The sequence below is a fragment of the Vibrio sp. S234-5 genome, from assembly GCF_000960595.1.
Classification (GTDB): domain Bacteria; phylum Pseudomonadota; class Gammaproteobacteria; order Enterobacterales; family Vibrionaceae; genus Vibrio.
The window spans coordinates 185,660-211,699 of sequence record NZ_JZAM01000168.1 but is presented as its reverse complement, the minus strand read 5'-3'; the positions used below and the strand labels follow the sequence as shown (position 1 = coordinate 211,699).

25 protein-coding genes are annotated in these 26,040 nt (G+C 49.6%); 9 read left to right on the top strand and 16 right to left on the bottom strand.

All coding sequences use genetic code 11. The annotated features are described in order from the left end of the window. Positions 1–115: 115 nt before the first annotated feature. Together UF06_RS07950 and UF06_RS07945 are read left to right on the top strand one after the other, a co-directional pair. Positions 116–490, top strand: a complete 375-nt coding sequence (locus tag UF06_RS07950) for a PilZ domain-containing protein (protein WP_045569962.1) — start codon at positions 116–118, stop codon at positions 488–490. 27 nt (positions 491–517) lie between these two features. Beyond that, positions 518–1,522, top strand: a complete 1,005-nt coding sequence (locus tag UF06_RS07945; RefSeq protein ID WP_045569961.1) for a M23 family metallopeptidase — start codon at positions 518–520, stop codon at positions 1,520–1,522. A 69-nt stretch (positions 1,523–1,591) separates the two neighbouring features. On the opposite strand, the gene tyrA is transcribed toward UF06_RS07945, so the two are convergent. The 3 genes from tyrA to nagZ all read right to left on the bottom strand — a co-directional run bounded on the left by tyrA (position 1,592) and on the right by nagZ (position 4,987). Beyond that, the gene (gene tyrA / locus UF06_RS07940) at positions 1,592–2,719 is read right to left on the bottom strand and encodes a bifunctional chorismate mutase/prephenate dehydrogenase (RefSeq protein WP_045569960.1); all 1,128 of its coding nucleotides are present in this window, start codon (positions 2,717–2,719) and stop codon (positions 1,592–1,594) included. 18 nt (positions 2,720–2,737) lie between these two features. Next, the gene (locus UF06_RS07935) at positions 2,738–3,808 is read right to left on the bottom strand and encodes a 3-deoxy-7-phosphoheptulonate synthase (RefSeq protein ID WP_045569959.1); all 1,071 of its coding nucleotides are present in this window, start codon (positions 3,806–3,808) and stop codon (positions 2,738–2,740) included. A gap of 195 nt (positions 3,809–4,003) precedes the next feature. Beyond that, positions 4,004–4,987 carry a beta-N-acetylhexosaminidase gene (gene nagZ, locus UF06_RS07930; RefSeq protein WP_045569958.1) on the bottom strand — a complete coding sequence of 328 codons (984 nt, stop codon included), beginning with the start codon at positions 4,985–4,987 and terminating at the stop codon, positions 4,004–4,006. A 105-nt stretch (positions 4,988–5,092) separates the two neighbouring features. Here nagZ and UF06_RS07925 point away from each other — a divergent pair, with 105 nt between their 5' ends. After that, positions 5,093–6,205 carry an anhydro-N-acetylmuramic acid kinase gene (locus UF06_RS07925; protein WP_045569957.1) on the top strand — a complete coding sequence of 371 codons (1,113 nt, stop codon included), beginning with the start codon at positions 5,093–5,095 and terminating at the stop codon, positions 6,203–6,205. 231 nt (positions 6,206–6,436) lie between these two features. Here UF06_RS07925 and UF06_RS07920 read toward each other — a convergent pair whose 3' ends face one another. After that, on the bottom strand, positions 6,437–6,778 hold the full coding sequence (locus UF06_RS07920) for a DUF2799 domain-containing protein (protein ID WP_045569956.1): 342 nt from the start codon (positions 6,776–6,778) through the stop codon (positions 6,437–6,439). 36 nt (positions 6,779–6,814) lie between these two features. After that, positions 6,815–6,979, bottom strand: a complete 165-nt coding sequence (locus UF06_RS26805; RefSeq protein ID WP_171816713.1) for a hypothetical protein — start codon at positions 6,977–6,979, stop codon at positions 6,815–6,817. Between the two features lie 45 nt (positions 6,980–7,024). Here UF06_RS26805 and UF06_RS07915 point away from each other — a divergent pair, with 45 nt between their 5' ends. From UF06_RS07915 to btsR, 3 genes are all read left to right on the top strand, one after another. Then, positions 7,025–8,509 (top strand): carbon starvation protein A, encoded by a 1,485-nt coding sequence (locus UF06_RS07915; protein ID WP_045569955.1) that lies wholly within the window; start codon positions 7,025–7,027, stop codon positions 8,507–8,509. A 97-nt stretch (positions 8,510–8,606) separates the two neighbouring features. Next, positions 8,607–10,286: a sensor histidine kinase gene (locus tag UF06_RS07910; RefSeq protein ID WP_045569954.1), complete on the top strand. Its 1,680-nt coding sequence runs from the start codon at positions 8,607–8,609 to the stop codon at positions 10,284–10,286. A gap of 26 nt (positions 10,287–10,312) precedes the next feature. Beyond that, positions 10,313–11,041, top strand: a complete 729-nt coding sequence (gene btsR, locus UF06_RS07905) for a two-component system response regulator BtsR (protein WP_045569953.1) — start codon at positions 10,313–10,315, stop codon at positions 11,039–11,041. Between the two features lie 63 nt (positions 11,042–11,104). Here btsR and ispH read toward each other — a convergent pair whose 3' ends face one another. From ispH to murJ, 6 genes are all read right to left on the bottom strand, one after another. Then, the gene (gene ispH, locus UF06_RS07900) at positions 11,105–12,067 is read right to left on the bottom strand and encodes a 4-hydroxy-3-methylbut-2-enyl diphosphate reductase (RefSeq protein WP_039440509.1); all 963 of its coding nucleotides are present in this window, start codon (positions 12,065–12,067) and stop codon (positions 11,105–11,107) included. A 21-nt stretch (positions 12,068–12,088) separates the two neighbouring features. Next, the gene (gene fkpB / locus UF06_RS07895; protein ID WP_039440512.1) at positions 12,089–12,520 is read right to left on the bottom strand and encodes an FKBP-type peptidyl-prolyl cis-trans isomerase; all 432 of its coding nucleotides are present in this window, start codon (positions 12,518–12,520) and stop codon (positions 12,089–12,091) included. A gap of 96 nt (positions 12,521–12,616) precedes the next feature. Next, on the bottom strand, positions 12,617–13,120 hold the full coding sequence (gene lspA, locus UF06_RS07890; protein WP_045569952.1) for a signal peptidase II: 504 nt from the start codon (positions 13,118–13,120) through the stop codon (positions 12,617–12,619). 78 nt (positions 13,121–13,198) lie between these two features. Continuing rightward, a complete protein-coding gene (gene ileS / locus UF06_RS07885) occupies positions 13,199–16,042 on the bottom strand; it encodes an isoleucine--tRNA ligase (protein WP_045569951.1) in 2,844 nt (947 codons plus the stop codon). A gap of 64 nt (positions 16,043–16,106) precedes the next feature. Next, a complete protein-coding gene (ribF, locus tag UF06_RS07880; RefSeq protein WP_045569950.1) occupies positions 16,107–17,042 on the bottom strand; it encodes a bifunctional riboflavin kinase/FAD synthetase in 936 nt (311 codons plus the stop codon). Between the two features lie 72 nt (positions 17,043–17,114). Then, positions 17,115–18,677 (bottom strand): murein biosynthesis integral membrane protein MurJ, encoded by a 1,563-nt coding sequence (murJ, locus tag UF06_RS07875; RefSeq protein ID WP_045569949.1) that lies wholly within the window; start codon positions 18,675–18,677, stop codon positions 17,115–17,117. A gap of 248 nt (positions 18,678–18,925) precedes the next feature. Between murJ and rpsT the strand changes: the two genes are divergently transcribed. After that, on the top strand, positions 18,926–19,186 hold the full coding sequence (gene rpsT, locus UF06_RS07870; RefSeq protein WP_039424157.1) for a 30S ribosomal protein S20: 261 nt from the start codon (positions 18,926–18,928) through the stop codon (positions 19,184–19,186). 141 nt (positions 19,187–19,327) lie between these two features. Here rpsT and UF06_RS07865 read toward each other — a convergent pair whose 3' ends face one another. Beyond that, positions 19,328–19,636, bottom strand: coding sequence for a metalloregulator ArsR/SmtB family transcription factor (locus UF06_RS07865; protein WP_045569948.1), 309 nt, complete (start codon positions 19,634–19,636; stop codon positions 19,328–19,330). A gap of 128 nt (positions 19,637–19,764) precedes the next feature. Continuing rightward, positions 19,765–20,655 carry a transcriptional activator NhaR gene (nhaR, locus tag UF06_RS07860; protein ID WP_045569947.1) on the bottom strand — a complete coding sequence of 297 codons (891 nt, stop codon included), beginning with the start codon at positions 20,653–20,655 and terminating at the stop codon, positions 19,765–19,767. Positions 20,656–21,027: 372 nt separating this feature from the next. Between nhaR and UF06_RS07855 the strand changes: the two genes are divergently transcribed. Then, entirely contained in the window at positions 21,028–22,176 is a 1,149-nt protein-coding gene (locus UF06_RS07855; protein WP_045569946.1) for a Na/Pi symporter, read from the top strand. A gap of 121 nt (positions 22,177–22,297) precedes the next feature. Continuing rightward, positions 22,298–23,446, top strand: a complete 1,149-nt coding sequence (locus tag UF06_RS07850) for a flavohemoglobin expression-modulating QEGLA motif protein (RefSeq protein ID WP_045569945.1) — start codon at positions 22,298–22,300, stop codon at positions 23,444–23,446. Positions 23,447–23,528: 82 nt separating this feature from the next. Here UF06_RS07850 and UF06_RS07845 read toward each other — a convergent pair whose 3' ends face one another. From UF06_RS07845 to UF06_RS07835, 3 genes are read right to left on the bottom strand one after another with little or no spacing between them, the layout of a single operon-like run. Beyond that, the gene (locus UF06_RS07845) at positions 23,529–24,380 is read right to left on the bottom strand and encodes a thymidylate synthase (protein WP_045569944.1); all 852 of its coding nucleotides are present in this window, start codon (positions 24,378–24,380) and stop codon (positions 23,529–23,531) included. A gap of 12 nt (positions 24,381–24,392) precedes the next feature. Further along, positions 24,393–25,205 carry a prolipoprotein diacylglyceryl transferase gene (gene lgt, locus UF06_RS07840; protein WP_045569943.1) on the bottom strand — a complete coding sequence of 271 codons (813 nt, stop codon included), beginning with the start codon at positions 25,203–25,205 and terminating at the stop codon, positions 24,393–24,395. A 41-nt stretch (positions 25,206–25,246) separates the two neighbouring features. Beyond that, complete coding sequence (locus tag UF06_RS07835; protein ID WP_045569942.1) at positions 25,247–26,038, bottom strand: sulfite exporter TauE/SafE family protein; 792 nt, start codon at positions 26,036–26,038, stop codon at positions 25,247–25,249. Positions 26,039–26,040 lie beyond the last annotated feature (2 nt).

Sequence of the window (26,040 nt, the reverse complement as noted above, 5' to 3'; positions counted from 1 at the left end):
CGCATTACTGCTTGAAATTTGTGCAAGGGCCGCTAATATAGCGGCCTTTATTGCAAATACGGTCTTATGTTTCCTGTTGCCAAGCAACCCTAAATCGTCAATTGAGAGAGTAAACATGGCTGAACGACGTCGATTTTCCCGAATTATCTATCAAGTTCCAGCACGTCTGGTGCAAGGTGATCTGGTGCTAGACACCACCATTCAGGATCTCTCATTGCACGGGTTGTTACTGCGAACAGACTCAATTCACAAGTTAAACCACGACGATCTGGTGTTGGTGTACTTCACACTTTCAGATAGTGATATTGATATTAGTCTCGAAGCAGCGGTAGTAGGCTTTGATCAACAGACGATTAGGCTTAAAATTAATCACATTGATATCGAAAGTATCAGCCATTTGAAACGCTTGGTTGAACTCAATGTCGGTGATGATGCTCTCCTGCACAGAGAAATAGAATTTCTCTCTGATCTCGGTGAGCTTGAAGACTAATTGTCTGCTCGATAAGTCGAAGTAACGATGTCCAAGAAAATTACCATGCAGATCCCCACTCAAAATGGGGATCAGTTTTTTTATTTGGCTAAAGGCACTGTCTTTACCATTTTGCTTTCCCTGACCGCCTTACCGATCTCACTGGGTGGCGGTTGGTATTTGTACCAAAAGCAAAGCGGTGAATCGCAGTCTCTGCAGTCACAAATCGCTCATCTCACTGCTGAAAAGCAGCAGTTAGAGATGGAATATCAAGAGCAGTTGGATGTAAACCACTCGCTTTCTCAATCATTGACCGAGAAAAGCAATCAAATCCAATTACTTGGCAAACGTGTCTTTGATGTGGAATCCGTGCTCGGCCTTGCCGACGAAGAACTGCTGATTGACGAGGCCAATCTCGAGAACCGCATCGATGCCGCGGCGGTCGACTCAGCGGTGCGCGCGACCATGTTCCGCCTATTGCCGAATGATACGCCGATGGCTTACCAGCGGATCTCCTCCTCTTTCGGTCGCCGCACTAACCCGATCACCGGAAAACGCCACACACACACGGGGATTGATCTCACCTGTAAACGCGGCGAAGAGATCGTCGCGCCGGCTGATGGTGTGGTAGAAACGGTGCGCCCGAGTAAAAACGGTTTTGGTAACTTCCTGACCATGCGTCACTCTTTTGGTTTTATGAGTTCGTATGCGCATTTGCAGCATTTCAAAGTGAAAAGTGGCCAGTTCGTCAGTAAAGGCGATGTGATTGCCACCTGTGGAAACTCTGGCAATTCAACGGGGCCTCATCTGCATTACGAAGTGCGTTTTCTTGGTCGGGCACTCAACCCGCAATACTTGATGGATTGGACACCAGAAAACTTCAACCATCTGTTTGAAAAAGAGAAAACGGTTAAGTGGGCCCCTTTGGTGGAGATGATCAGCAGCGTGGTGCGCCTGCAAGTCAATCTGACCAATTCACCGTATCGCGATGCGAGCATGGAGACGGTTGCCAGCGAAGAAACGCCCAGTGTAGAGCCGCTGCAAACCAACTAAGCAGGCCGCAGATAGCAAAAGAGCAGCTTCGCGCTGCTCTTTTCGTTTTGTGTCACGTAGGCAACGGCCTCATCCACGATGAATGTTGTCATTCGCTTGTTTAAGCAAGTTTTGGCTCTCGGCCATAAATTGCTGCGAATAGCTGCCAAACCACTGACTGACCTGTTTGAAGCTCTCAACAAAACTGCTTTTATCATGCTGCTCAAGCAGAGCAAGCGCGTCACCAAAGCGTTGATGGAAACGTTTGATCATCTCAATATTCTCTTCGGAAGAGAGAATGATGTCGCCGTACAGATTCGGATCCTGGGCAAAAAGCCTTCCGACCATCGCCAGCTCTAAACGATAAATCGGCGAGCTGAGTTTCATCAACTTGTCTAGACTCGGATTCTCTTTGCTCAAATGCATCCCGTAAGCGAACGAGGTAAAGTGGCGTAGCGCTTGGATCAACGTCATGCCATGATCATGCTCCGCTGCATCGATTTGACACACGCTCGCTCCCCAAATAACAAACTGTTGCAATAGCCACTGATAGGCTTCGCTGTCTCGACCATCGCAGCAGACAATCACCTGCTTGGCCAAGCTCGGTACATCCGGGCCAAACATCGGGTGTAAGCCGACAACTGGCCCGCGATGCACTTTGAGCATCGCCTGCAACGGCTTGGCTTTGATGGAGGTCAGGTCGCACAAAATGCAGTCTTGCGGCAGATTCCCTAACTTATCGATCACACCTTGGGTTAAATGAATCGGCACAGTGACAACCACTAAGCCCGCACCATCAAGGATCTCATCGGCATGTGGCCAATCTTGGCTACCCAACACTTTTACGCTGTAACCAGACAAACGGAACATGCGCGCAAACAACCCGCCCAATTGGCCATGACCACCAATGATCACCACCGAGCGCAGTTCTGGATTGAGACACTTGAAACCGGAATCTTTTTCACTGGCGTAGGACTCGCGCATCACACGACGCAAAATATCTTCAATCAACTGCGGGGGGATGCCCATCGCCTGAGCTTCTGCTCTGCGTGATGCCAGCATGGCCGCCTCTCGATCGGGGGCATAGATGGGCAAGCCGTGCTGGCTTTTCACTTCTCCCACCTTTTCCACCAAAGCGAGACGCTGTGCGAGCAGTTCCAGCATTTGTTTGTCGACGGCATCAATTTGATCGCGCAATGCGTTGAGTTCAACAGCCATGATATCCCTTGTTTACTGTTACTTCAGACGTTGTTGTAAAAATGGCACTAGCTCTTTGTGCGCTTTGCGCAGCAGTGCCTCTGTGGTATCCCAATCAATACAGGCGTCGGTGATAGAAACCCCGTATTGCATTTCACTCAGTGGCAATTCCGACGATTGATTGCCTGCGTTAATATGGCTTTCAATCATCAAACCAATAATTGATTTGTTGCCTTCGCGGATCTGATGAATCACATCTTCCGCGACCAAAGGCTGACGACGGTAATCTTTACGTGAGTTGGCGTGACTACAATCGACCATCAATGACGCATCCAAGCCCATTTTCGCCATCTCTTGCTCACACTCAGCCACGGACACTGAATCGTAATTGGTCTGCTTACCGCCACGTAAAATCACGTGACCATTTGGGTTGCCTTGCGTAGTCAGAAGTGCCACCTGACCTTCGCTGTTGATCCCCATGAAACGGTGACTTGACGAAGCCGCTTGCATCGCATTAATTGCCGTAGACAAACTGCCATCGGTGCCGTTTTTGAAACCAATTGGCATCGAAAGGCCACTCGCCATTTCTCGGTGTGTTTGCGATTCCGTGGTTCGCGCACCAATCGCGGCCCAACTGAAAGTATCTGCAAGGTACTGCGGGCTAATAGGGTCGAGCGCTTCGGTCGCGAGCGGGATCTCCATTTCAGCCAATTCCACTAGAAGCTGACGGCCGACATGCAGGCCGTGTTCAATGTCGAAGCTACCATCCAGATGAGGATCGTTAATCAATCCTTTCCAACCCACAGTGGTGCGCGGCTTTTCAAAGTAAACACGCATAACAATATACAGTTGATCATCAAGTTGTTGTGAGAGTGCTTTTAATCGACGTGCATAATCCTTCGCCGCAGCAAGGTCGTGAATTGAGCAAGGGCCGCAAACCACCAGCAAGCGGTGATCTTGCTTATGGATAATGTTCGCGATGGTATTGCGTGATTGCTGAATAAAGCCACGCGCTTTGTCACTGAGAGGCAACTTGGCTTTTAACTGATCGGGCGTGATCAGAATCTGTTCATCACTGATATTAATATTACTCAACTCACTTTTACGCATAACTCTCAACCTGTATATTATTTTTTACAATTCAAATCCATAAGGCAGCTCAATCAACCTTGATGACAAAATAACAGGCTGGAAAAGAAAATCAACCGTAAAGATAAAAAAACATTTAGTGTAAATTTTAAATTACACCAAAGATAAAATGCGTATTGATGAGAATTCATCGCTTAAGCGCTTCTTTTCTCACTTTTATGGCAACAAACGCTGCAAGGTATCACGGGCCGTTTTCCACTCTTGAGAGCGTGTCAACTCATCTAAGCTAAAGCTCCGCTTCTTCAACAGTGCTACCGCGCTAGGCACGGAAGTGATAGGCAAACTATCCAGCGCTGCGACTTGCGCGTCACGTTTATTGCACATCAGCAGCATGTCACATCCAGCGTGTAACGCTTGCTTGGCCCGCTCTGCAGGGCCTCCCATCACAGCCGCGCCTTCCATAGTAAGATCATCAGAGAAAATCAGCCCTTTAAAGCCTAATTCTTGGCGAAGTACCTGTTTTAACCAATATGATGAACCGCTGGCAGGTTGGGAGTCATAGTGGGGATAGATAACGTGCGCGGGCATCATGGCATCCAACATTCCTGCCTCAATTTGCGCTTTGAAAATCGCCATGTCCTCTTGCCATAGGTCATCGCGCTCATCAATCGGTGTCTCTAAGTGCGAATCGGCAATCACGCCACCGTGACCGGGGAAGTGCTTACCTGTGGTCGCCATCCCGATACTGCGCATCCCTTGCATATAAGCGCTGCTGTGGCGCAAGATGGTGTGTGTCTCTTCACCAAAGGCCCGATTACCAATCGCTTTGCAGGCAAAGCCTTTATCCAGCACTGGGGCAAAACTGAGGTCGATATCGTGCGCAATCAGCTCGGCCGCCATCAGCCAACCGCCCATGCGCGCGAGTGCTTCCCCTTGCGCATGCTTGGCGTATTCAGCCGCAGCAGGAATGAGTGAGAAACCTTCGCGAAAACGCTGTACTCGTCCACCTTCTTGGTCGACGCCAATCAGAAACGGGCGCTTGACTGTACGGCGAATCGACGCCACTAAGGCTTGCAGTTGCTGACTGTCGTGATAATTGCGCGTAAACAGAATCAAGCCACCAACAGTCGGATGAGCAAGAACTTCTTTATCTTCTGCATCCAGTTCGTAACCTGCGACATCCACCCATAACGGTCCCATTTTCTCTCTCCAAACAGCTGATATTGGTTAAAACTAAATGAGGTTATTCCGAATGAATTTGCATTACAATGCTTTGCATGAGGAAAAAACGGCGGGGAAATCAGGATGCAAGAGAAAGAGCTGTATATCGGTGTGATGTCGGGCACCAGCATGGATGGCGTCGACACTGCGCTGGTTGAAATCAACCAAGGGCAAGTGCGCTTGCTCGCGCACCACGATCATCCACTGCCAACGTCATTAAAGCAGCAACTGCTTTCTGTCTGTACTGGGCAAAGTACCGATTTGCGCACTCTGGGTGAGCTCGACCACCAACTCGGCCACCTGTTTGCCGACGCCGTACTCGCACTTCTGAACAAAACGGGCATACAAGCCAGCCAAGTGAGCGCGATTGGCAATCATGGACAAACTGTTTTTCACCAACCAACCGGGCCATCTCCGTTTACCACTCAACTGGGCGATGCCAATATTATCTCGGTGCGCACTGAGATTGACACCGTGGCGGATTTTCGCCGCAAAGACATCGCTTTAGGTGGTCAGGGTGCGCCGTTAGTACCGGCATTTCACCAAGCCATATTTGCCATGCAGGACTCAACCACCGTGGTGTTGAACATCGGCGGAATCGCCAACATCTCCGTGCTTCATCCAAAACAAAGGGTCACCGGGTATGATACTGGCCCCGGCAACATGCTGATGGATGCGTGGTGTGAACGGCACACGCAGCGAAGCTATGACCAAGACGCGCGACTCGCCTGCCAAGGAGAAGTGGATCGCAACTTGCTGGCGCGTCTGTTACAAGAGCCTTATTTGACCAAGCAGCCCCCCAAAAGTACCGGGCGCGAGCTGTTTAATAGCGAATGGCTGGATGAGATGCTTGGCACTCATGACTACTCAGTCGAAGATGTGCAGCGCACCTTGTGCGAGTACTCGGCGCTGACCATCGCCAACGAAGTCGAAAAACATGCCTTCGGAGCGAACCCGCAACTGCTGGTGTGTGGCGGCGGGGCGCGTAATCCGCTGTTGATGCAGCGCTTAGCGCAGCGCTTGCCACTGTGGCAAGTCGCGACGACGAGCGAGAAAGGCGTCGATGGCGATAACATGGAAGCAATGGCGTTTGCTTGGCTGGCGTATCGCCACGTGCATCGCCTGCCAAGTAATCTGCCTGAGGTGACAGGCGCAAGCCGCCTTGCTTGCCTTGGCGTGCTTTATCCAAAAGCGTAACAGCAGAAAAGAGCAAGGTGGCCGATTTAGCTGCCACCTTTTTGTCTGAGCTTTTCTTCTGCTGACTTTTCTCTAAGTCACTTTTTAAGTAACTTTTCTCTCGCTGACTTTATTTTCAGCCGTTTGTTCCTTGATCAAGGAAACCAACGTTTCACCGACCTTGGGCGCAAAGTGATCACTATTGTGGCAAATTTGCACTCGCCCGATGATTTTTTCTACCCAATGGCGGATTTATTGCTGGTACTCATTCCAGCCACGTTGCCACTCCATGCGAAAGCGCTGCGCCTGTTCGGTGCCTTCGCACACCCCTTCGTAATAGGAGCCCGACAGGCCAATTTGATAGGCAAAATCCGCGTTGCAATATTCATCCACGCCTTGCAGATAACCTTGGTCATAATCACTTTTATTCACCTCGCCCAGTGCAGCGAGCGCTTTAAAGCTGCGTTGGGTACGCCCATTCACCCCATCTTGATAGCCGACCTGATACCACTCGCCCGCTTTGGCCAACTCCTCGGTGCTCGACGCGCAGCCGACCAAGGCCACCAGCAGTACGCCTAATGCGCTCTGTTTCATTTTTCTTTCCTTAACTCATTGTTTTATCCAATAACCTTACCACTTAAATCTCCCACTCGCCGCATCAAGGGCCAAATAAACCACTCGCCCCGTCAGCAGACCGCTCACGCAGACGAGAAACCACTGAGTCGCCATAGCGACCACTCGTCTGGCTATGCGACCACTCAAGTTAGAAGCCAGTGCAACTGGGCAGAGAGTCACTTACTCTCCACCTTGAGCTTAACTATTATCCAAGGACAAATTGCTATGATGTGGTTTCTATCCTGTGTCGCTGCCCTGATTGGCGGATACTTCATCTACGGCGCTTTCGTTGAGAAAGTATTTGGTATCAACGAACATCGCCAAACTCCAGCCCACACCAAAACCGATGGCGTCGACTACGTGCCGATGTCAACGCCCAAAGTGTATTTGGTGCAACTGCTGAATATCGCCGGTGTCGGCCCGATTTTTGGCCCGATCATGGGCGCTCTTTACGGCCCAGCCGCCATGTTGTGGATTGTGGTCGGCTGTATTTTTGCTGGTGCGGTGCACGATTACTTCTCTGGCATGCTTTCCGTACGTAACGGTGGCGCTTCTGTGCCAACCATCACTGGCCGCTACTTAGGCAATGGCGCGAAACATTTCATGAACATTTTTGCCATTGTTTTATTGCTGCTGGTCGGTGTGGTGTTTGTCTCTGCGCCTGCGGGCATGATTACTAACCTGATCAACGACCAAACCAGCTTCTCGGTGAGCATGACAAGCATGGTGGTGATCATTTTTGCTTACTACATCATCGCGACGATCGTGCCTGTCGACAAAATCATTGGTCGCTTTTACCCACTGTTCGGCGCGCTGCTGATCTTCATGTCGGTTGGCCTGATGAGCGCGATTGCCCTTTCGCCTGAACACACAGTGATGGGGGATTTCCAAGTCACTGACATGTTCTCCAACCTCAACCCGAACGATATGCCGCTCTGGCCCGCGCTGTTTATCACCATCGCTTGCGGTGCGATTTCAGGCTTCCACGCCACGCAATCACCGCTGATGGCGCGTTGTATGGAAAATGAGAAAAATGGCCGCTTTGTCTTCTACGGTGCGATGATTGGTGAAGGCATCATTGCACTTATCTGGTGTGCTATTGCTCTGTCTTTCTTTGGTTCACTGGACGCCCTTTCTGAAGCGGTGAAAAACGGTGGCCCTGGCAACGTGGTTTACAGTGCGTCATTTGGCCTGCTTGGCGTGTTTGGTGGTGTGATTGCCTTCCTAGGTGTGGTGATTCTGCCAATCACCTCGGGTGACACGGCGTTTCGTTCCAGCCGTTTGATCTTAGCGGAATACTTCAACATGGAGCAGAAAACCCTGCGCAATCGCCTGCTGATGGCCGTTCCGCTGTTCGTCCTTGGTGCGATTCTGACTCAGGTGGATTTTGGCATCATCTGGCGCTACTTTGGTTTTGCCAACCAAACGACCGCAGTGATGATGCTGTGGACAGCGTCGGCTTACCTGCTACGCCACAACAAGCTGCACTGGATCACCACGGTTCCGGCCTTCTTTATGACCACAGTGTGCGTCAGCTTTATCCTCAACAACAGCGCGCTGGGCTTTGGTTTTCCAATGCAGATTTCCACCATTGCTGGCCTTATCTTCTCGCTGGTGGTAACGGGCTACGTGATCAAGATCTCCAAAGGCAAAGGCGAGCGCGAGCTAGCGGATGAAGAAAAACCACAAGCGGTTTCCGAAACCGCGTAAGCACCACGCCATGAGTGCCTAAACCAAGAGTCTGCCCAGTCGCAGACTCTTTTTCTTTGCCATACAATAAACCCTGTTCAGTCACAGAAGAGTCGTTATGGAACTGGTTATCTCGCTACTGCAGCAGATGTGTGTTTACTTGGTGTTGGCTTATATGCTGAGTAAAACCCCGCTCATCTTGCCGATGCTCAACATCTCGTCACGCCTGAGTCACCGCTTGCTGTGCTACCTGCTGTTCTCTGCCTTTTGTATTCTGGGCACCTATTTTGGCCTGCATATCAACGATGCCATTGCCAACACTCGCGCAATTGGTGCGGTGATGGGCGGGTTGTTTGGCGGCCCAGTGGTTGGTTTTGCGGTTGGCTTTACTGGCGGTATTCACCGTTACACCTTAGGCGGTTTTACCGATCTCGCCTGCGCCATCTCCACCACGACAGAAGGGCTGATTGGTGGCCTATTGCATGTCTATCTGCTCAAGAAAAACAAAGGGGCACAACTGTTTAACCCTTCAGTGGTGTTTGGCATCACTTTTTTTGCCGAGATCATGCAGATGATCATCTTGCTGGTGGTAGCCAAACCCTACTCAGAAGCCTACGCTCTGGTGTCGGCGATTGCCGCGCCGATGATCATCGCCAACTCGGTCGGCGCAGCGCTGTTTATGAGCATTCTGCAAGACAGAAAAACCATCTTCGAAAAATACTCCGCCACCTTTTCCCGCCGCGCACTGACCATTGCCGATCGCTCGGTCGGTATCTTGCACAGCGGCTTTAACAGCACCAATGCCGAGAAAATTGCCCGCATCGTCTACGAAGAGACCAATGTCGGCGCAGTGGCGATCACCGATCAAGAGAAGATCCTCGCGTTTGTCGGCATTGGCGATGACCACCACAAACCCAACACGCCAATCTCGTCGCAAAGCACGCTCGATTCGATGGCGCAGAATGCGATCATTTATCTCGATGGCAGTGAGCGCCCTTATCAATGTTCACTGGCTGCCGACTGTAAATTGGGCGCGGCGTTGATCATTCCGCTGCGCGCAGGCAAAGAGGTGGTCGGCACCATCAAGCTGTACGAGCCCAAACGTAAACTCTTCTCCACCATCAATATGTCGATGGCAGAAGGCATCGCCCAGTTGCTTTCCAGCCAAATTCTCTATGGCGATTATCAGCAACAACAAACCTTACTGACACAATCGGAAATCAAACTGCTGCACGCACAAGTCAACCCGCACTTTCTCTTCAACGCGCTCAATACCATCAGTGCCGTGATCCGCCGCGACCCTGACAAAGCGCGCGAGCTGATACAAAATCTCTCCCATTTCTTTCGCAGCAACCTTAAGCAAAACATCAATACCGTCACGCTCAAAGAAGAGCTGGCGCACGTCAACGCCTACCTGAGCATTGAAAAAGCGCGCTTTGCTGATCGTCTCGACGTGGAAATCGACATCGCCGCCGAACTGCTGGAGGTAAAACTGCCGAGCTTTACCTTGCAGCCTTTGGTCGAAAATGCAGTGAAGCATGGTATTTCCAACTTGCTCGAAGGCGGCTTGGTGCGCATCTACAGCGAAAAGAGCCCAACAGGCTACGCCATCACCGTTGAAGACAACGCAGGTTGTTACCAAGCGCCGAGTGAGGATCACTGCGGGCTTGGCATGGAGATTGTCGATAAACGCTTGAGCCATCACTTTGGCCGTGATGCAGCACTAAAAATTCAAGCGATACCGCATCAATTTACTAAAATGACCTTTATCATTCCGCACTCAGCGTTGATGAGCTGAATGGCTGTAACACAGGGACTATACGGATGTTGACCGCACTGGTAATTGATGACGAACCTTTTGCTCGTGACGAGCTTTGCGAGCTGCTTGGGGAAACGGGTGAGATCGAGGTGATTGGCGATGCGGCCAATGCCATCATGGGATTGAAAAAAATCAACGAGCTCAAACCCGATGTGGTGTTTCTCGACATTCAGATGCCCCAAGTGACCGGCATAGAGCTGCTCGGCATGATGGACCCAGAAACCATGCCGTATGTGGTGTTTGTCACCGCTTACGATCAGTACGCGATTCAAGCTTTTGAAGACAATGCCTTTGATTACCTGCTTAAACCCGTCGACCCCGAGCGGCTGAAAAAGACCGTAAAACGCCTAAATCGCGCCGCCAGCCAGTCGGCGCTCAGCCAGCATTTGTCCGGCATCGCCCCTGAAACGCTGGACCAAATCCCGTGTATCGGCCACAACCGGATTGTGATCATGGCCACGGACAACGTCGAATGCGCTTACAGCGATATTAGTGGCGTGCATGTGCGCTCCATCAATCAAACCGCCAGCACCCAACTGACGTTAAAAACGCTGGAAGAGAAAACACCACTGGTACGCTGCCACCGGCAGTATTTGGTGGCGATCAAAGCAATCAGTGAAATCAAATTGTTGGACAATGGCTTAGCCGAAATCATCACCCGCACGGGTTTTACCATTCCGGTCAGTCGCCGCTATCTTAAATTACTCAAAGAGATGCTTGGCATTTACCAGTAGCCACACTAAGTGGCAAAAATGCAAAAGGCGACCCAATTAGTCGCCTTCTTCGTTTCACCGTTCTTAATCAACTTGCTTAATTTGCAGCTCTTTCGGCACTTCAAAGAACATATTCTCTTCGCGGCCTAGCACCTCTTCAACCGATTGTGCGCCCAGCTCTTTGATGCGATCCAAGATCTGATTGACCAACTCTTCTGGCGCAGAGGCGCCTGCGGTGACACCGACTTTGACTTTCCCGTCAAACCACACTGGCTGTATATCCTGCGGGCAGTCGGTCAGATAGGCAGGCGTGCCGAGTTTTTCTGCAAGCTCTTTGAGACGTGTTGAGTTCGAGGAGTTCTTTGACCCCACCACCACCATCACATCAACCTCACTGGCTAGCTCACGCACCGCGTCTTGACGGTTTTGTGTCGCGTAGCAGATATCGTCTTTGCGTGGGCCTTGGATATCAGGGAACACGCGGCGCAGTTCATCAATCACATCGGCGGTCTCATCCACCGACAAGGTGGTTTGACTGACGTAGTGCAGATTGCTCGGATCTTTCACCACCGCTTTAAGGCCAATAACATCTTCCGGTTTTTCAACCAGATACATGCCGCCCTGCTGGCTGGCATATTGACCCATGGTTCCTTCGACTTCCGGATGACCGGCGTGGCCAATCAGCACCACTTCCATACTGCGGCGACTGGCGCGCGCCACCTCCATGTGCACCTTGGTAACCAGAGGACAGGTCGCATCGAACACGGTGAGATCGCGCTCTTTCGCTTCCTGACGCACGGCTTGAGAGACACCATGAGCAGAGAAAATGACGATGTTGTTATCCGGCACTTCATGAAGCTCCTCCACAAACACCGCACCGCGTTGCTTCAGCCCTTCGACCACAAAACGGTTGTGCACCACTTCATGGCGAACATAAATCGGCGGCTGATACAGTTCCAGTGCGCGCTCAACAATGCTGATGGCACGATCGACTCCGGCACAGAATCCACGCGGGTTGGCTAACAGGATTTTCATTTCATTGCTCATGGGTAGTTATCTTTTGGCTGGCTATTCTACTGACAAAATTTCAACTTCAAAAGTCACATCTTGCCCGGCGAGTGGGTGGTTAAAATCAACCGTCACCGAATCTCCGGCGATTTCGGTAATGATGCCCGGGATCTCCATCCCATCGGGTCCGGCAAAGGCCATGATCGTTCCGACTTCCACCGCGGCATCGCCAACAAAACGTGCGCGGTCCATGTGGTGGATATGATCCGGATTGGGCAACCCAAAGGCATCTTGCGCTTTGAGTTCAATTGACTTGTTTTCGCCCGCTTGCAACCCAAGCAGACACTGCTCGAAGTTGTCACTCAGGCTGCCATCGCCCATGACAAACTTCGCTGGTTTGCCCATGTTATGCGTGCTATCGGCGACAGAGCCATCTTTCATTTTAATCGTAAAGTGCAGCGTTACGGCAGATTGTTGGGTAATAGTGGTCACGTTACGGCTTCCTTGTAGAAAACGGTGGCAGTTGCTTGCTCGTTATAGACAAAAGCGCTGACCGAATCAACGGACAGCGCTTAGGGTTATTGGTTTTTATTGAGATTCTTTGCGACGAAAACCATCTAAGATGATCATCGCGGCGCCAAAGCAGATGGCTGCATCGGCTAAGTTAAAGGCTGGCCAGTGGTAGTTACCCCAGAAAAAGTCCAAGTAATCGACCACAAAACCATGTACTAAACGGTCAAAGACGTTGCCTACGGCTCCGCCAATAATCATCGCATAAGCAATGTTGTTCCATTTTTCTTTCGCGGAGAGTTTGCTCATCCAATAGGTCAATAGGCCCGTAACCGCAAAAGCAATACCGGTGAACAACCAACGCTGCCAACCCTCTTGATCACTGAGAAAACTGAAAGCGGCGCCATAGTTGTGCACATACAGCAAATTAAAGAATGGCAGGACTTCAATGCGATTGGCCCAGCCGTAACCCATCTTCTCCATCACCACAAATTTGATGCCAATATCGGCCACAAACACCACAAAGGCTAACCACAGCCAGCGCACCCCAGATTGCTTTAACGTCAGTGCTTTTTCGCTCATCTTAATTCCTAAAAATAGCCCCAGTGAATACTGGGGCTGCAATTACGATAAAAAGTTCAGTCTTTCGCTCGCCGACAATTAGGCAAACTTACGCACTTCGCCTTCGCCATCGACGTTAGAGACACAGCGACCACAGATTTTCTCGTGACCTGCGATGGTGCCAACGTCTGGCGTGTGGTGCCAACAACGGTCACACTTCTCAGCTTCCGTTGCACGCACTTCAACAAACAGACCTTCAATGTCGGTGGCTTGCGCCGCGTCTGACTTCTCGCCCAGCGGTTTAACGGTGGCGGCCGAAGTCAGCAGAACGAAACGCAACTCATCGTCAAGTTTGTTGATTTTCGCTGCAAGATCGTCGCTGGCAAACAGCGTCAGTTCCGCTTGCAGTGAGCCACCAATGGTCTTCTCGCTGCGTGCTGCTTCAAGCAGTTTGTTGACTGCACCACGCACTTTCTGGATTTCAGACCAGAATGCGTTATTGAGCTCTTCACCTTCTGTAAGACCAAACAGACCGTCGAACCATTCACCAGTGAAGACAAACTTGTCACGCTCACCCGGCATCTGGTTCCAGATTTCATCAGCGGTAAACGACATGATTGGCGCCATCCAACGCACCAACGCTTCGACGATGTAGTACAGCGCGGTTTGACAGCTGCGCTGTGCATGACCACCGCGTTTCGCGGTGTACTGACGGTCTTTGATCACGTCAAGATAGAATGAACCCATCTCGATAGAACAGAAGTGCATCAGACGCTGCGTTACACCGTGCGTGTTGTACTCTTCATACGCTTTAACGATCTCGTTCTGCGCCGCCAATGCACGGCCTACCGCCCAGCGATCCAGTGCAACCATCTCATCGGCGGGCACGATATCCGTTTCTGGATTGAAACCGTTCAAGTTCGCCAAGAAGAAACGCGCCGTGTTACGGATACGACGGTAAGCATCGGCCGAACGCTTGAGGATCTCATCAGAAACCGCCACTTCGCCCGTATAATCGGTTGAAGCAACCCACAGACGCAGAATATCTGCACCTAGCTTGTTGGTGACATCTTTTGGCGCGACCACGTTACCAATAGATTTTGACATCTTACGGCCTTGGCCATCGACCACGAAACCGTGCGTCAATACTTGCTTGTAAGGCGCTTTGCCTTTCATTGCGATCGAAGAGATGAGCGAAGACTGGAACCAACCGCGGTGTTGGTCCGAACCTTCAAGGTACATGTCCGCTTCCGCTCCGTTGAACTCTTCACGTTTATCAACGACTGCGTAGTGTGTTACGCCAGAATCAAACCAAACGTCTAAGGTATCGAGTACTTTTTCATACTGCGGCGCTTCTTCGCCGAGCAGTTCTGCGGCGTCAAGATCCCACCACGCTTGAATGCCTTTTTGTTCAACTACTTGAGCCACTTTTTCAATCAGCTCAAGCGAGTTTGGATGCAGCTCTGCGGTTTCTTTGTGCACGAACAGGGCAATGGGCACACCCCAAGTACGTTGACGTGAGATACACCATTCTGGGCGACCTTCGATCATCCCTTCAATGCGGCTTTGACCCCACTCTGGCATCCACTGAACGCCTTTGATCGACTCTAGTGCTTTGGCACGCAGGCCTGCTTGGTCCATCGAAACGAACCATTGCGGAGTTGCACGGAAGATGATTGGCGTTTTGTGGCGCCAGCAGTGCGGGTAGCTATGCTCGTAAGCGTGATGATGCAGTAATGCGCCTTTTTCTTTTAGCGTTTCAACAACAGCATCATTCGCTTTAAAGACGTGTTGACCGGCAAACAGTTCAGTGTCTGGCAGATACACGCCGTTTGAACCCACTGGGTTCGCCACTTCAAGGCCATATTTTTGGCCGACCGCAAAGTCTTCTTGACCGTGTCCCGGAGCGGTATGAACCACACCAGTACCCGAATCGGTGGTGACGTGATCGCCAAGGATCGCAGGCACTGTAAACGCGTAGAATGGGTGTTGGAACTGAGCAAGTTCAAGATCCGCACCTTTGGCAAAACCAAGGTTGTGGAAGTGCTCGATACCCGCGCGATCCATCACCTCTTTGGCCAGTTCAGCCGCAACAATAATACGCTCAGGCTGACGCTCTGAAGCCGCATCGCCCTCAACTTGGATCAGTACGTACTCAAGATCCTCACGCAGACACACTGCGCGGTTAGCTGGGAGTGTCCAAGGCGTGGTTGTCCAGATAACGATCGAGACGTCACCTTGACCTTCGTGACCTTCATTTAAATCGAATTTCGCCAATAGCGCAGCTTCGTCAGCTGCTTTGAAACGAACGTCAATAGAAGGAGACACTTTGTTTTTGTACTCAACTTCCGCTTCTGCCAGTGCGCTGCCACAATCGGTACACCAGTGAACCGGTTTAAACCCTTTCAGTAAGTGGCCGTTGTCGGCAATTTTACCCAGCGCACGGATGATGTTGGCTTCGGTCGCGAAATCCATAGTGCGGTATGGTTTGTCCCACTCGCCCATGATGCCAAGACGCTTAAAACTCTCTTTTTGCCCTTCCACTTGACCGGCTGCGTATTCACGGCATTTTTCGCGAAATTCTGCTGCGGTCACTTTCTGGCCCGGTTTGCCGACTTTCTTTTCAACCATCAGTTCGATAGGTAGACCGTGGCAGTCCCAGCCTGGGATGTAAGGTGCGTCAAAACCTGAAAGTGTTTTGGATTTAATAATAATGTCTTTAAGAATCTTGTTTAGTGCATGACCAATGTGAATATCACCGTTTGCATAAGGAGGACCATCATGCAATACAAATGATTTCTTGCCTTTTTTCGCTTCACGGATGGCTCCGTAAAGGTCTTCTTGATACCAACGCTTTAGCATTTCTGGCTCACGTTTAGCCAGATCGCCGCGCATCGGAAACCCTGTTTCAGGTAAGTTCAGGGTATCTTTATACTCACTCATCGATTCTTAATTCCGTTATATTGGGCGAAAGTTAGACATTATGTTGTTCGGTGGAATAAACCGTTCAACGAGTTAGCTGATGCAGCCACACCCTTGCTGCCTCAGCATCCAATTCAATTTGCCGTTTGAGTGCGTCAAAAGACTCAAACTTTTTTTCATCACGCAGCTTATTCAAAAGTACCACTTCTAACTGTTTGCCATACAAGTTGGCCTGAAAGTCGAATAAATGCACTTCTAACTGCTGACGAACGCCGTTTACTGTCGGGCGCTGACCAATGTTGGCCACGCCGCCAATGGCGTTTTGCCCAAGCCCTAGCGCTTGCACAACGTAGACGCCAGAAACAGGAGAAACACAGCGCTTAAGCGGAATATTCGCCGTCGGAAAACCGATGGTCCTGCCTAATTTTCGACCATGAGAGACACGGCCGCTAATGCTGTAATCCCGCCCAAGCATCTGAGCCGCAGCGGGCAAGTCGTCATCGGCTAACGCCTCACGAATTGCAGTGCTGCTCACTCGTAACTGCTCTAAACAGAAGCTTTGGGTATTCACCACGGTAAAACCGTATTTTTTCCCCGCTTCTTGCAACATGGCGAAGTTGCCTTGACGCGCTTTGCCAAAGCAAAAATCGTCACCGACGACAAGAAACTTAACACCCAAACGCTCGACCAACAAGTCGCGAATAAATGCCTCAGCATCAAGAGCGGCAAAATGTCGGTTGAAATTGACACACAACAAACGATCCAGCCCTAACTTGCCAAGTTGCACAAATTTATCCCGCAAACGGGTTAATCGTGCTGGCGCCTTTTCTTTGGCAAACAACTCCATCGGCTGGGGTTCAAAAGTCATGACCACAGACGGCAGTGACATGGCTCTGGCTTGCTGGGAAACCTGACGCAACACTTGCTGATGCCCAAGGTGGACACCATCAAAATTGCCGATCGTTAATACACAGCCACGATGCTGTGACCTTATATTATGAATGCCTCGTATCAGTTCCATTTGGATGCAGCGAAGTGCCTCTGTTTTTCTATTTATGCAGTGTCAAACTGGCGGATTATATACTAACCGAGCTTACTCTGTCCCAGCTTTTAGGTCTTTTAGCCGGATCCCGAGCAAAAAGACCGCGATTAAGTAGGCAATTGCGCCGATCAAAATCAGCAGAATAAGCTCCCCTGCGCGATGAGCCGATGTCCATTGCAACCAAGTGGACATCTGCTCCATTTTCCACAGTAAGACCGCAACCATTGCAGCGCCAGCCAATATTAAACGCGCAATAAAATAGATGGTTCGCTTAGAAATTCGGTAAACCCCGGCCAGGTGTAAACCACGATACAGCAGCGCCATATTCACCAAGGCCGACAGGGCCGTCGCCACGGCTAAACCGACATAGCCATAAAACCACGCGAAAATCCCGTTAAACACCATATTGGTCACCATGGCGATGATGCCGTATTTGACCGGCGTCTTGGTGTCCTGACGTGAGTAGTACCCTGGCGCGAGAACCTTGATCAACATGAAATTCAGCAGGCCCGATGCGTATGCCAGCAGCGATAGAGAGGCTTGATGAACATCTTGCGGGCTAAACTCTCCGCGCATAAACAGCACCATCAGCATAGGTTTGGCTAAAACCATCAGTCCGAGCATGGCGGGGATGCCGAGCAAAGTCACCATGCGCACCCCCCAATCCATGGTATGGGCGAAGCCTTCGCTGTGTGCGTCAACGTGTTTACGCGACAGCGCAGGTAAGATAACCGTCGCAATCGCAATGCCGAACAGGCCTAGAGGGAACTCCAGCAAGCGATCAGAATAATAGAGCCAAGAGATCGAACCGGTTTGCAAAAAGCTGGCAATAAAGGTGTCAAAAAGCAGGTTAATTTGGCTAACGGAAACCCCAAACAGCGCAGGCAGCATCAAAGTGCGAATTTTGACCACGCCCGGATCTCGCCATCCCCATTTGGGTTTCACTAACACCCCGGCCTTGATTAAAAAAGGCAGTTGGAAGAGAAATTGCACCAATCCGCCTAAAAAGACCCCTATCGCTAAGCCTACTTCGGGCTGAGCAAGATACGGCGCAATGTACCAAGCCGCAAAGATCATCATCACATTGAGAAAGACTGGGGTAAAAGAGGAAACGGCAAATTTCCCCATGGTGTTGAGAATCGCCCCCGACAGCGCGACAAAAGTGATAAACCAGAGGTAGGGAAAGGTAATTTTGAGGATAAAGCTCGCTAGCTCAAACTTTTCCGCTGCGGGGCCACCGCGCAACCAATCCAGGAACCAACCAGCGCCGAAGAGTGCACTGACCACGCCCGAACCGAGAACGCCCAAAATGGTCACCACGGTGACGATCACTCCCAGAGTTCCTGACGCTTTCGCGATCAAATCGCGCGTTTTATTCATGTCTCCACTGGCATGATACTCCGTCAGAACGGGAACAAACGCTTGAGAAAAGGCCCCTTCGGCAAACAAGCGTCTTAAAAAGTTAGGAATCTTATTGGCGAAGAAAAAAACATCGGCACTGGCTCCAGCGCCCATCAAATTCGCGACAACTACATCGCGTACTAAGCCCAAAACCCTTGAAATCAGCGTCATAGCACTGACGATCAAGCCGGACTTAAGGAGTCGTTTACTCACAATAACCTCGAAATCTCACCGTAGCCTAACCTTTCTCCGCCTTTTATTAGAATCGAAGCGGATATTTATTAGCATTGGTCTGAAAATGCTGATAGAATCCACGCCATCTTAACCGCGTTAACCTTTCTTACCAAAAGTTCTTTTGGCTCGATGGGTTTTTGCACAAATCATTTGACAATTGGGCATAAATGAGGGATATTCCTCGCCCTTAAATTGTCACCGAACTAAAGTTTTTGGGAGTTAGACCCTTGGCAAATAACAAATCTGCTAAGAAGCGCGCTATCCAAGCTGAAAAACGTCGTCAGCACAATGCTAGCCGTCGTTCAATGATGCGCACTTACATGAAGAAAACTGTTGCTGCAATCGCTGCTGGCGACAAAGAAGGCGCAACTGCGGCTTTCGCTGTAGTTACACCAATCCTAGACCGCATGGCGACTAAAGGCCTTATTCACAAGAATAAAGCTGCTCGCCACAAGTCTCGTTTCGCTGCACAAATCAAAGCTCTGTAATAGCGTTCTGATTTCAGTGAAGAAAAAACCGGCTTAACGCCGGTTTTTTTATATTTAAATTCTGTCTACGCTCTGGCATCAGGCAATAAAAAAGCTGGCATTGGCGCCAGCTTTTTTGATGTTCTTTATCACATTACCACTCTATTCACGCGTCGACTCTTGGCAGTAAAGGCTGTGGAGCAACTTAATCATCGCTTTGACTTCTTCACTTTTTAACGTGTAGTAAACGGTTTGTGCTTCTTTACGCGTCAACACTAAGCCATCGCGACGTAACCACGCCAAGTGTTGAGAAAGTGCCGATTGACTCAGTTCTAGTTTAGAACAGAGTTCGCCAACTGAAAGCTCTTGATTGTGCAGCATGCATAAGATTTGTAGACGCCGTTCATTCGCCATTGCTTTTAACAGCACGACAGCTTTAGCAGAATTCTGCTCCATTTCTTTTAAGTTCATTGGTTGGTCCCCGAGCTACAACTTATATGTCCCAACGGTTGTTGCAGATAGTTGTGTAAGAGTAATTTTATAGTTTGAGTTTATACTTTTGTAGATAGTAATCTATTCGTAGTATTGAAGGAACTCGTTCATGTAAACAATTGACTAAAATTTGCGTCACAAACGTTTTTCACTGCGGGGTGTTGAATCATTCGTTCCGCAAAGATTACGTAGTACTCTTCTTTCAAATCTTCAACATGACCGATCAACTGCAATGTGCGGTCGTCCTCTATCTCAGACATATACACAGTTGGTGCAAGAAAAATCACGTCGTCGTGGTATCGGGCAAACGCTTTCATTAAGGCCACGTCGTCAAACTCGCCGAGCACATCCGGTTGCATCCCTTGACGGTCAAACCATTGCATCACCTTACGTCCCATCGCCGTCCGACCACCCGGCAGCAGCAATTTCTTACGCTCTAAGATAGCGGGAAAGTCAGTGCTGTCCAATTTGCTTGATGAGAAGAAACTCATGCTACTTTCACCCAATTTCTTGCTATATAAACCTGGGCTTTGGGTCGAATCCACAGGACAGTCAGAAAGGATCATATCGAGCTTATGTTGAGCTAAACGTTCTAACAACAACTCGTGCGTCGACTCATAACAACGCAGATGAATACGATCATCTTCCGGCACCGTCGTCATCAAAACCTTACTCACCAAGCGTTTCGACAGTGCATCGGCAACCCCCACTTCAAACAAAATATTTGAGTGTTGACTGTAATTAACGATGTCCAGCATCTCATAACTTAAGCCAAACATGCGATCAGCATATTTGAACACCAATTGCCCCAGCTCTGTCGGCTCGACCGTTCTACCGTTGCGCTTGGTCAATTTGCCTTTCATCCGATCTTCCAGCGCTTTGATTTGCCCGGTCACTGTCTGCGGGGTGAGAAAAAGCGCATCGGCTGCTTTGGTCACCGAGCCTTGTTTGCAAACCATCCAGAAGTAGTACAAGTGGTTATAATTGAGATGTGACATGATGATTGACCTAAAATGTGCGAACGATAGTTATAGCAAATATGACAAAAGGCAGCAAACATATCGAATAATCCGAAACAAAGCATAGATAATCATATTAATACCGAAGATATTAATTTCATATTGTCATATTTTGTGACACATCGCCCACTCAAAAAGCAAAAAAGCCTCAATACCACCAAAATAAATATCAACTTAAAATCAAATAGTTAATAAACAAAAGCACCTATCTCACTGCGAAAAACCTCGAGCACGACAGAAAAAGTCATTGTGACACCGAACTGTAATAATAATGAAATATTACCCCACTAGTATCGCCCTCAGTTTCAACAACAGACCAAACACCTATTCTTGCGGTCAATGGAGAAAATTATGATGAACCAAGCTACAACTACAGCGGCGCCGATTTCGGTGACAACTCGCTGGCTCCGCTGGGCTAACTTGGCATTCATGTTATATCTACTGCTTTTAGCAGTATCTATGGTCGGCAGTGGCTTCAAGTGGGCAACCGGTGATCAAGCCAAAGTGCTTTTTGAATTTGCCTCACACCCTGTTGCTGGCCTGATGATTGGTTTGGTCGCAACAGCTCTGATTCAATCTTCCAGTACCGTTACGTCGATTATCGTCGGCCTAGTAGCAGGCGGCCTTCCTGTCGAAACCGCCATTCCTATGGTGATGGGTGCCAATATTGGTACCACGGTGACCAATACGCTGGTCTCCCTCGGTCATATGCGCTGCAAAGAAGAGTTCAAACGCGCTTTTGCCAGTGCCACCATTCATGACTTTTTCAATTTGCTCGCCGTTGCTATCTTCCTTCCACTGGAAATGATGTTCGGCATTTTAGAAAAAGTGTCTCACTGGCTGGTATCACCTCTGCTGAATACAGGTGATATGAGCATGAAGGGCTTTGATTTTATCAAGCCAATCACCAAACCTGTTGTCAGCGCCATTAAAGGGCCACTCAGCACATTTGGTGAAACATTCGGCGGCGTAATGCTGATTGCCTTGGGTATTGCAACTATCTTTGTTGCCATCACTGTGATGGGCAAACTGATGAAGAGCCTTATGGTTGGCCGTGCTCGCGATATTTTGAAAAACGCGATTGGTCGCGGTCCTATTCACGGCATCGTGTCTGGTTCAGTCGTGACTGTCTTAGTTCAATCGTCATCAACCACCACCAGCTTGATGGTGCCACTCGTGGGCACAGGCGTTTTGAAAGTGCGTGATGTTTATCCTTTTACACTTGGCGCGAACATCGGTACTTGTATTACTGCGCTCCTCGCCGCAACCGCGGTGTCGGGTGAGTTCGCCGTATTTGCACTGCAAATTGCTCTGGTCCACTTAACGTTTAATGTTCTGGCAACCTTGCTCATCTACGGAATCCCATTCCTACGTGAGATTCCACTCAAAGGTGCAGAGCTCATCTCTGAGATGGCAATGAAAAACAAAGCGGTTGTCGCTGGCTATCTATTGACCGTCTTTCTGTTGATTCCTGGCGCTATTCTCGCCTTTACCGCTTAATATTGACGGATATCCAATAAGAGGGAAGCGAATGCTTCCCTCTTTGTTTTGCTCGAACACAAGGTTTTAATTGGCAAATATCGCCAGCTAAGACACACTAAAGAAAAAACGAGCAGCAGGTATGATGGACTATACAGATAAACAACAGCTACTTTCAGTCGCCAGCACGATTGATGAACAACTGGCTCCACTGGTTGAAGACATCGATATTCTCAGCAGTGTGACACCTCTTAACTACAAAGAAGAGCGTCAACGCTTCTTTGACAATCGCTTCTCCGTTGAACCTGCTTTCAAATACCAAACAAAATCGTTGGATGTTCATCTCGCTAAACGCAATTTGTATGCATTGCCGATCGAACAGATTGAACACCCAGCGCTACGACAGCTTTATATCGATGTTATCCAGTCTTATGCGGATAAGCTCGATCAGCTCTGCTCAATTGGTCAGGCTGAATTTCTGTATAACTCGTTACGTTATTATGGCGAGCCAAGCGACAAAGATGTGCGTAACGCCCATTTTCTTCTGCATTTACCGACAGAAGAAGAGCAAGAATCACGACACGATTGCCATGCTATCGCCGCCTTTATGGGGCAATTTTGCCAAGAACACGGCTACAGTGGCGAGATTGAAATCAATCCCAGCATGATCGCCAATGCCCTTGTTTCGGGCACTAAGGTTAAGATCAACGCCTCGGCCAACATCACCACCAAAGAGTTACATGCCCTCGCTCATCATGAGCTTGGCGTCCATCTTTTAACCACCTTGAATGGCCGCGCTCAACCGCTAAAATTGCTCAGCCTTGGTTGCCCAGTCAACACCACCACGCAAGAAGGGCTGGCGATACTGTGTGAGTTTCTCTCTGGCCATTTTAGTTTGAAACGGCTGAGAACCTTGGCCCTGCGCGTTGTGGCGGTGGAGTCGATGATCAAAGACCGCGATTTTAGAAACACCTTTTTGCTACTGAAAGAGCAATACAAGGCCGACGATATGACCGCCTTTACCATCACAGCGCGCGTCTACCGTGGTGGTGGTTACACTAAAGATTACTTATATTTGCGCGGATTTCGGCAAATTCTCAACGCGTATGACAACCTAGGCGATGACTTCAATTTGCTTCTCGCGGGTAAAACCGAGATTCGTTATTTCTCCGCGATCAAAGCGTTAGTGAAAGATGAAATACTCTTACCACCTAAGTTCATTAGCCCAGCCATCGCCAAACCTGCCCAAGCCGATCCCATCTATAAATTCGTTGCTAATGCATTGAAATAATGCCTGAATCATGCCATCGGAAAGCAAGAAGGGCTCCATTGAGCCCTTCATTAATCACTGACTTGCTATCGAACAAGTGACGTTAAACCGAAAACGGATACTGGATCGGATCATGATGCTGATACCCTTCCACCCAGAAGTCGTCTAGCGTTACCCAAGTCTCCAAATCTTCGAGCGATGTGATCTCAGGGTTAATGTGGAAGGTCGGCGGCGCCAAAGGCTCACGTTTCAGTTGCACCTCTCGCAGCAGTTCTAACTGATCTTCGTAGATGTGTGCGTTGACTATCTTGTGGTAGGCCTGACCCGTTTTTTTGCCGGTTATCTGCGCCATGATAGCCAAAAACACATACACCTGAACCATGTTGAAATTAAGCCCTAATGGGACATCACATGAACGCTGGGTGCTGTTGAGGTACAAGGTGTCACCAAGCAAAGAGAAATGGTGGCTATACATGCATGGTCGCAGGCAACCCATATGAAACTCACCGGGGTTGAAGAAATTGAGAATTTCACCGCGATCGTCAATCCCACGACTCAAGTCATCGACAATTTTGCGTAACTGGTCGATATGGCCACCATCCGGTTTGGCCCAAGAACGTCCTTGAACTCCATAAACCCGGCCCATGTGATCTTCCCCTTTGCGATAAGGGTTGCTAAGCCATGCTTGGTTTAAGTTAGCATTGGCATCCCAAGTTTTTGTGCCAAGTTTGCGAAAATCCGCGGCGCTATCATACCCACGAATGTAACCCAGCAGCTCAGCCACAGCCGCTTTCCAAAAACTCTTACGTGTTGTCACTAGAGGGAATTGGTTGTTGGCAACATTGTAGGTTAAATCCGCGTTGATCACCGTAAGACAGCGCTTACCGGTGCGCTCATTTTCAACCCAGTGTCCGTCATCGACGATGCGGCGACACAGTTCTAAATATTGTTTCACTTCAATTCCTTACTATGCACTTGCTTTATCTTGGTAGTGACCACGTTTGTAAGCCCACAGCATTAGTGCCAATCCACCGAAGATCATCGGAGAAGACAAGATCTGCCCCATCGAAATGAAACCACCAAACAGACCTAAATGCGCATCCGGCTCACGTACGTATTCCACAAGGAAGCGGAATGTACCATATCCAGCCAAAAATAGCCCAGAGACCGAGCCAAGCGGGCGAGGTTTACGGATAAACCAGTTGAGAATAAAGAAGAGAACCACGCCTTCTAACGCCATTTCGTACAGTTGTGAAGGGTGGCGAGGCAGTGGCCCTCCCGTCGGGAAAACCATCGCCCAAGGCGCATCAGTTACTCGGCCCCACAGCTCGCCATTCATAAAGTTGCCAAGGCGACCAACACCAAGCCCAAACGGCACTAACGGTGCGACAAAATCTGCGACACCAAAGAGGGTGCGGCCATGCTTCTTGGCATACCACAACATCGCAGTAATCACACCAAGCAAGCCGCCGTGGAATGACATACCGCCTGTCCAAACCTTAAACAAATACAGCGGATCAGCTAAAAACAGGTCAAAGTTGTAGAAAAGCACGTAGCCTAAACGCCCACCAACGACCACGCCAAGAAACCCTGCAAACAATAGATCGGAAACTTGTTCGCGGTTCCAGCCACTGTTGGGCTTATCCGCTCGCCGATTGGCCAGCCACATGGCAAACATAAATCCGACCAAATACATCAGCCCATACCAACGAACGGAAATGGGGCCGATAGAAATCAACACAGGATCAATATTGGGAAAGGTAAGGTATCCCTGAGACATAAATAGGTACTCTTAATGTTAACAGCTGGAGAAATTTCGAATTAGAGTAACATGGTGAGTGCTACAAACATTAAAAACAGTGCAAAGATTTTTTTCAGCACGGCGGTAGGAAGCGTGGTCGCCCATTTAGCACCAAATCGCGTGGTCAGAATCGAAGTCCCCGCAATCGCAGCCAGAGCAGGCAGATAGACATAACCGATGCTGTAATTCGGTAAACCTTGCGCTTGATAACCATGCAAAATAAAACCGCTCATCCCCGCAATAGCAATCACACAGCCACACACCGAGGATGAACCGACCGCTTTGCGCATTTCGACCCCGTGTCGGTTGAGAAACGGCACCGAAAGCGAGCCGCCACCGATGCCAGCCAAGCTTGAAACCACGCCAATGCCACTGCCGTACACCATAGTCAGCAGACTCCCTGGCATGTTTTTCTGCGAAGTGGCACGAATGGAGCGAAACATCTGCAAAGCAAGAAACAGAACAATGACACCGAACACTTTCGGCAAGTATTGGGTTGGGATCCATTCAGCAATATTGGCACCAATAAAGCCGCCCACCACCACACCGGGCATCAGCCATTTGACGACGAACATGTCGACATTACCCAGCTTGAGGTGGTTAAGTGCTGACGAGCCCGAGGTGACAATAATGCTCGCAAGGGAGGTCGCCAGAGCCATGTGCATACTCAGCTCAGTGGGTATTCCCGCCCAAGGCAATAGATAGAGTAACGCCGGAACCACAATCAGCCCACCGCCAATCCCCAACAAGCCCGCCATCACACCGACAAAAGCACCTAGTGCCAACAAAAGCATCAACAACTCAATGTTCACGA

Coding starts and splice junctions, on each gene's coding strand:
- UF06_RS07950 (WP_045569962.1), top strand. CDS start 116: ATGGCTGAACGACGTCGATTTTCCCGAATTATCTATCAAGTTCCAGCA.
- UF06_RS07945 (WP_045569961.1), top strand. CDS start 518: ATGTCCAAGAAAATTACCATGCAGATCCCCACTCAAAATGGGGATCAG.
- tyrA (WP_045569960.1), bottom strand. CDS start 2,719: ATGGCTGTTGAACTCAACGCATTGCGCGATCAAATTGATGCCGTCGAC.
- UF06_RS07935 (WP_045569959.1), bottom strand. CDS start 3,808: ATGCGTAAAAGTGAGTTGAGTAATATTAATATCAGTGATGAACAGATT.
- nagZ (WP_045569958.1), bottom strand. CDS start 4,987: ATGGGACCGTTATGGGTGGATGTCGCAGGTTACGAACTGGATGCAGAA.
- UF06_RS07925 (WP_045569957.1), top strand. CDS start 5,093: ATGCAAGAGAAAGAGCTGTATATCGGTGTGATGTCGGGCACCAGCATG.
- UF06_RS07920 (WP_045569956.1), bottom strand. CDS start 6,778: ATGAAACAGAGCGCATTAGGCGTACTGCTGGTGGCCTTGGTCGGCTGC.
- UF06_RS07915 (WP_045569955.1), top strand. CDS start 7,025: ATGATGTGGTTTCTATCCTGTGTCGCTGCCCTGATTGGCGGATACTTC.
- UF06_RS07910 (WP_045569954.1), top strand. CDS start 8,607: ATGGAACTGGTTATCTCGCTACTGCAGCAGATGTGTGTTTACTTGGTG.
- btsR (WP_045569953.1), top strand. CDS start 10,313: ATGTTGACCGCACTGGTAATTGATGACGAACCTTTTGCTCGTGACGAG.
- ispH (WP_039440509.1), bottom strand. CDS start 12,067: ATGAGCAATGAAATGAAAATCCTGTTAGCCAACCCGCGTGGATTCTGT.
- lspA (WP_045569952.1), bottom strand. CDS start 13,120: ATGAGCGAAAAAGCACTGACGTTAAAGCAATCTGGGGTGCGCTGGCTG.
- ileS (WP_045569951.1), bottom strand. CDS start 16,042: ATGAGTGAGTATAAAGATACCCTGAACTTACCTGAAACAGGGTTTCCG.
- ribF (WP_045569950.1), bottom strand. CDS start 17,042: ATGGAACTGATACGAGGCATTCATAATATAAGGTCACAGCATCGTGGC.
- UF06_RS07865 (WP_045569948.1), bottom strand. CDS start 19,636: ATGAACTTAAAAGAAATGGAGCAGAATTCTGCTAAAGCTGTCGTGCTG.
- nhaR (WP_045569947.1), bottom strand. CDS start 20,655: ATGTCACATCTCAATTATAACCACTTGTACTACTTCTGGATGGTTTGC.
- UF06_RS07855 (WP_045569946.1), top strand. CDS start 21,028: ATGATGAACCAAGCTACAACTACAGCGGCGCCGATTTCGGTGACAACT.
- UF06_RS07850 (WP_045569945.1), top strand. CDS start 22,298: ATGATGGACTATACAGATAAACAACAGCTACTTTCAGTCGCCAGCACG.
- lgt (WP_045569943.1), bottom strand. CDS start 25,205: ATGTCTCAGGGATACCTTACCTTTCCCAATATTGATCCTGTGTTGATT.